The sequence below is a fragment of the Streptomyces torulosus genome, assembly GCF_001419765.1.
Taxonomy (GTDB): Bacteria; Actinomycetota; Actinomycetes; order Streptomycetales; family Streptomycetaceae; genus Streptomyces; species Streptomyces torulosus.
Genome location: NZ_LIRK01000632.1, coordinates 1 through 4,833 on the forward strand (window position 1 = coordinate 1; position 4,833 = coordinate 4,833).

General features: G+C 72.1%; 6 protein-coding genes. 3 read left to right on the forward strand and 3 right to left on the reverse strand.

The annotated features are described in order from the left end of the window. Positions 1-29: 29 nt before the first annotated feature. A complete protein-coding gene (locus AOK23_RS35950) occupies positions 30-821 on the forward strand; it encodes an MBL fold metallo-hydrolase (protein ID WP_055716718.1) in 792 nt (263 codons plus the stop codon). A 25-nt stretch (positions 822-846) separates the two neighbouring features. Then, on the forward strand, positions 847-1,242 hold the full coding sequence (locus tag AOK23_RS35955) for a nuclear transport factor 2 family protein (protein WP_055716719.1): 396 nt from the start codon (positions 847-849) through the stop codon (positions 1,240-1,242). Between the two features lie 184 nt (positions 1,243-1,426). On the opposite strand, the gene AOK23_RS35960 is transcribed toward AOK23_RS35955, so the two are convergent. Further along, positions 1,427-1,939: a MarR family winged helix-turn-helix transcriptional regulator gene (locus AOK23_RS35960; protein WP_055716720.1), complete on the reverse strand. Its 513-nt coding sequence runs from the start codon at positions 1,937-1,939 to the stop codon at positions 1,427-1,429. 105 nt (positions 1,940-2,044) lie between these two features. Between AOK23_RS35960 and AOK23_RS35965 the strand changes: the two genes are divergently transcribed. Continuing rightward, positions 2,045-2,413, forward strand: a complete 369-nt coding sequence (locus AOK23_RS35965) for a VOC family protein (protein ID WP_055716721.1) — start codon at positions 2,045-2,047, stop codon at positions 2,411-2,413. Between the two features lie 81 nt (positions 2,414-2,494). Here AOK23_RS35965 and AOK23_RS46070 read toward each other — a convergent pair whose 3' ends face one another. Both AOK23_RS46070 and AOK23_RS35975 read right to left on the reverse strand, forming a co-directional pair. After that, a complete protein-coding gene (locus tag AOK23_RS46070) occupies positions 2,495-4,114 on the reverse strand; it encodes a VWA domain-containing protein (protein ID WP_079049899.1) in 1,620 nt (539 codons plus the stop codon). Next, positions 4,111-4,833, reverse strand: a 723-nt coding sequence (locus tag AOK23_RS35975; RefSeq protein ID WP_055716723.1) for an AAA family ATPase, incomplete at its 5' end; no start/stop codon positions are given. The genes AOK23_RS35975 and AOK23_RS46070, both read right to left, overlap by 4 nt.

The window sequence follows — 4,833 nt, forward strand, 5'->3', positions numbered from 1 at the left end:
CCCTTGTTCCCCGACCCGGAGGTCCCCCGATGTCCGGCGCCAGCGCCGCCAACACCACCAGCGAAAAGGTCCCCGTCCGTGTCCACGGCGGCCCGACCACCCTGATCGAGTACGGCGGGCTCCGGTTCGTCACCGACCCGACCTTCGACCCGCCCGGCGAGTACCCCATGCCCCTGCCCGGCGACCACAAGCTCGTCAAGACCGAGCCCTCCCCCGTCACCCCCGCCGACCTCGGACCCGTCGACGCCGTGCTGCTCTCCCACGACGAGCACGACGACAACCTCGACACCGCCGGCCGCGCCTTCCTCCCCGAGGTGCCGGTCGTCTTCACCACCGTCAGCGGCGCGGGCCGCCTGGGCGGCAACGCCCGCGGTCTCGCGTTCTGGCAGAGCGCCGAGCTCAAGCGGCCCGACGGCGGCACCGTGACCGTGACCGGCGTACCGGCCCGGCACGGCCCCGAGGGCTGCGAGCCGGTCTCCGGTGACGTCGTCGGCTTCATGCTCACCTCCGACGACCTGCCCACCGTCTACGTCAGCGGCGACAACGCCGCCCTGGAGCACGTCAAGGAGATCGCCGCAAGGTACGCCGCGGTGGACACCGCGATCCTCTTCCTCGGCGGCGCCCGCATGCCCTTCGCCTTCGACAACGCTCTGCTCACCCTCGACAGCGCCCTGGGAGCCGAGGCCGCCAAGCTGCTCGGCGCCCGCCGCGTCGTCCCCGCCCACTACGACGGCTGGGCCCACTTCCAGGAAGGCCGCGCCGCCATCGAGGCCGCCTTCACCGAGGCCGGGCTGACCGACCGTCTCGACTTCGCCCGATGACCCCGCCGAATCCAAGGAGAACACGATGACCACTGCCCACCTCGACGTGGCCCGCGCCTACTTCCACGCCGTGCAGACCGGCGACATGGCCACCCTCGGCGCCCTCCTCGACGAGGGGATCGTCTGGCACCAGCCCGGCAGCAACCAGTTCTCCGGCGACCACAAGGGCCAGGGCGCCGTCTTCCAGATGCTCGGCAGCATGATGGAGGCCAGCCAGGGCACCTTCGCCATCGACGCGGTCCACTCCCTGATGGACAACGGCGATCTGGTCGCCGCCCACATCCACTTCACCGGCCGCCGCGATGACGTGTCCATGACCATGGATGGCGTGGACCTCCTGCGCATCCAGAACGGCAGGATCACCGAGATGTGGCTCTTCTCCGGCGACCAGAGCGCCGAGGACGCCTTCTGGGGCCGCTGACACCCACGTGTGCCCCGAGACGCCTCGGCCTCGGGGCACACGAACGTCTCCCACCTGGGAGTGTTCACCACCGAGAGCGCCCACCGGAAACGGCTTCGGGTGTGTGGTGGGGGGCGGGTGGACCAGCGTCACCGCGTCACCTGCTCCCGCCGACCGCCCGAAGTCCTGCCGTGGGCAGCGTGCTTCACGGTGTCGCCGACCGGCCGGGCTGCTTCGGCGCTCGCACCGCGGGCGCCGGTGCCTGTCCCGCGGCCCTCCGCTCTGCGTCCAGAGCACGTCCGGCCGCGCGCAGCGTACGGAGGACCGAGGCCAGCTCCCGCACGGACTGCTCGGGGATCACCGACCCGATCCGGAGTTCCAACTCCTCCTCGAACACCTTCGCCGCCCCGTCCACCAGCTTCCGCCCCTCGGCGGTCAGTTCGACGATCGACGAACGCCGGTCGTTCGGATTCGCACGGCGCTCACACCAGCCCGCCGCCTCCAGGCGGTCGACCACCTTGCTCGTACCGCCCACCGTGATGGAGAACTCCTCGGCGATGTCCTGGATACGCCGCCCGGGCCGGCTCCACAGCAGGTGGAGCACCTCGAACGACGTCAGCGGCAGGTCGTACTCCGCCCGCAGGCGCCCCTCGATTCCGTTCCACAGCTCGATCTCCAGCGAGACCAGTTCCCGGTACAGCCGCTTCAGGTCAGCCATGACACATCTTCCGTAGAGATATCTTCCCTGGAACTCACCCTAGGGCGTCGAGCAAAGGTACGGAGCCGCAGGTGCGGGGGCGCCGCAATGCGTGAGAATCGGTGCATGCTGAGCATCGGATCCGTGGTGATGGGGGCCTCCGACGTACGGCGGGCCGCCGCGTTCTGGACGCGGGCGCTGGGTTACGTGCCACGCGAGGAACCGGAGGACGACTGGGTGGTGCTGGTCCACCCGGACGGAACCCGGCCCCAGCTGTCGCTCGGGCTGAGCGAGACGCCGGTACAGGCGCGGCCCCGGGTGCATCTGGACCTCTACGCCGGGAACGCGGCCGACCAGGCGGCGGAGGTCGAGCGGCTGGTGCGTCTGGGCGCGCGCCGCGTCGACTGGGAGCTGTACGAGGACGACTCCGACTTCGTCGTCCTGGAGGACACGGAGGGCAACCGGTTCTGCGTGATCGACACCGGCCGGGGTTGACCTGAGGCCGGCGTTGACCCGAGGCCGGGGGCGCCCCTCAGGCCGGGGGGCCATGGGCCTGGGGCCGACATCGGCGCCGCCTCACACCGGCAGCAAACGTGTCACCAGTTCCCCGAGGCGCCGCGCGTTGCGGCAGGCGTGCATCTCGACGACCTCCGCGTAGACGTGCGCGGCGGAGTCGCCCGTGGACCACAGCTCGGGTGACTCGGGGTTGAGCCAGTGGACGCGGCGGGCGCGGCCGGCGACGCGGCGCAGGGCGGCCGCGTTGGGGTCGAACCCGTTGGTGCGGGCGTCACCGAGGACGATCACCGACGTGCGCGGCCCCACGGCGTCGAGGTGGCGCTCGGCGAACTCCCCGAGCGCGGTCCCGTAGTCGCTGCTGCCGTGCCAGCCGCTGATCGTCGCCTCCTCGGCGATCCGGCGGCCGAGTTCCGCCGGATCGGCCTCACCGGTGGTGACGAGGTGGGTGACCTCGTCGACCTTGTTGACGAAAGCGAAGACCCGCACCTTGCTGAACTGGTCCCGCATCGCCTGCACCAGCAGCATCGTGAAGTTCGCGAACCCCGCGACCGAACCGGACACGTCGCACAGCAGCACGATCTCCGGGCGGGCGGGCCGGTGCCGCCGGTAGGCCGGGCGCAGCGGAACTCCCCCGGTGGACAGTGAGCGGCGCAGTGTGCGCCGGATGTCGATCCGGCCCCGGGCCGCCCTGCGCCGCCGCGCGGCGAGGCGGGTCGCCAGTTTGCGGGCCAGCGGCTGCACGGTGCGGCGGAGTTCGACGAGTTGTTCGCGGTTCGCGATGAGGAAGTCGACCTGGTCGGCGCTGCGGGCGATGCCCCGCTGGGCGATCAGCGCCGCGCCCCGCCGTTCGGCGACCCGCCGCCGTGCCTCGGTGCGCACCCGTTCGCGGAAGTCCTCGATACGGCGCCGGATCTCGTCCGCGTCCAGTCGGTCGGTGAACCCGCCGGACCCTGAGCCGCCCGAGCCCGAGCCGGCTCCAGCGCCGCCCGCACCACCCTCACCGGCGCCGAACCCGCCCCCGGCACCGTTCCCCGGTCCGAAGCCGGAACCACTGCCGCCTCCACCACCTCCGCCGGCCCGCTGTGCCGCGAGGATTCCGGCGAGCAGCGTCTGGGGCCGCAGCCGGTCCAGCGTCTGGTGGGCCGACCAGCCGTCCGACTCGGACGACGTGCCGTACCGGCCGAGCAGTTCGACCGCCTCTCCGGCGAGCCGGTTGAGGGCGGCGACGTCACCGGCGGCGAGCGCGGCGGCGATTCGTGCGCGCAACTCGTCCCGGTCCGCGGCCGGCGCCTCCCACGCCCCCGTCAACTCGCCCACGCCGAGCGGAAAGTACAGCTCGAAGGCCGCGTCGAACACGGTCCGCTGACGGTCGGCACGCAGCAGCGCCGCCGCCAGGCCCTCGCGGATCCGCTCCCGGTCGGCGAGGCCCAGCACCTCCAGAACGGCCGCCGCGTCCACGGTCTCGCCGGGCCCGATCCGAATGCCGTGGCCGCGCAACGCCCGCACGAACCCCGTGAGCCGCTCGGCGAGCGGAGCGCCGGAGGGGACCGCACCCGAGGAGGCCGTAGCGGAGGGAGCCGCATCGCGGGAAGCCGCGCCCGACGAGGCCGTACCGGAAGCAGCAGCCGTACCCGAGGAGGCCGTAGCGGAGGGAGCCCCGGCGCCGTCCACCGCGGTCATATCAGGGTCAGCTTCCGCGTGGCCTTCTCGATGTCGTCCCGGTGCTTGAGGATCACGCCCAGGCTGTCCCGGACTACGGTCTCGTCGAGGGTGTCGGCGCCGAGCGCCAGCAAGGTGCGGGCCCAGTCGATGGTCTCGGCCACCGAGGGCGCCTTGCGCAGGTCCATCTCCCGCAGCGCGCCGACGACGCGGACCAGGGAGTCGGCGAGCACGGCGTCCAGGCCGGGCACCTTGAGCCGGACGATCCGCTTCTCCAACTCGGCGTCGGGGAAGTCCAGGTGGAGGAAGAGACAGCGGCGCCGGAGGGCCTCGGAGAGTTCGCGGGTGGCGTTGGAGGTGAGGACCGTGAAGGGGCGCCGTGTGGCGGCGATGGTGCCCAGTTCGGGGACGGTGACCTGGAAGTCGCTGAGCACTTCCAGGAGCATCCCCTCGACCTCGACGTCGGCCTTGTCGGTCTCGTCGATGAGGAGCACGGTCGGCTCGTCGCCCCGGATGGCGGTCAGCAGGGGCCGGGTGAGCAGGAACTCGTCGCTGAAGATGTCGTTGCGGGTGTCGTCCCAGCCCTCGTCGCGTCCGGCGCTGATGCGCAGCAGCTGCTTGGCGTGGTTCCACTCGTACAGGGCGCGGGACTCGTCGATGCCCTCGTAGCACTGGAGCCGGACCAGACGGGCTGCGCCGACCCGGGCGACGGCCTTGGCCAGCTCGGTCTTGCCGACGCC

Bases quoted from the DNA above. Each gene is read 5' to 3' on its own strand.
- AOK23_RS35950 (WP_055716718.1), top strand. From the start codon at position 30: ATGTCCGGCGCCAGCGCCGCCAACACCACCAGCGAAAAGGTCCCCGTC.
- AOK23_RS35955 (WP_055716719.1), top strand. From the start codon at position 847: ATGACCACTGCCCACCTCGACGTGGCCCGCGCCTACTTCCACGCCGTG.
- AOK23_RS35960 (WP_055716720.1), bottom strand. From the start codon at position 1,939: ATGGCTGACCTGAAGCGGCTGTACCGGGAACTGGTCTCGCTGGAGATC.
- AOK23_RS35965 (WP_055716721.1), top strand. From the start codon at position 2,045: ATGCTGAGCATCGGATCCGTGGTGATGGGGGCCTCCGACGTACGGCGG.
- AOK23_RS46070 (WP_079049899.1), bottom strand. From the start codon at position 4,114: ATGACCGCGGTGGACGGCGCCGGGGCTCCCTCCGCTACGGCCTCCTCG.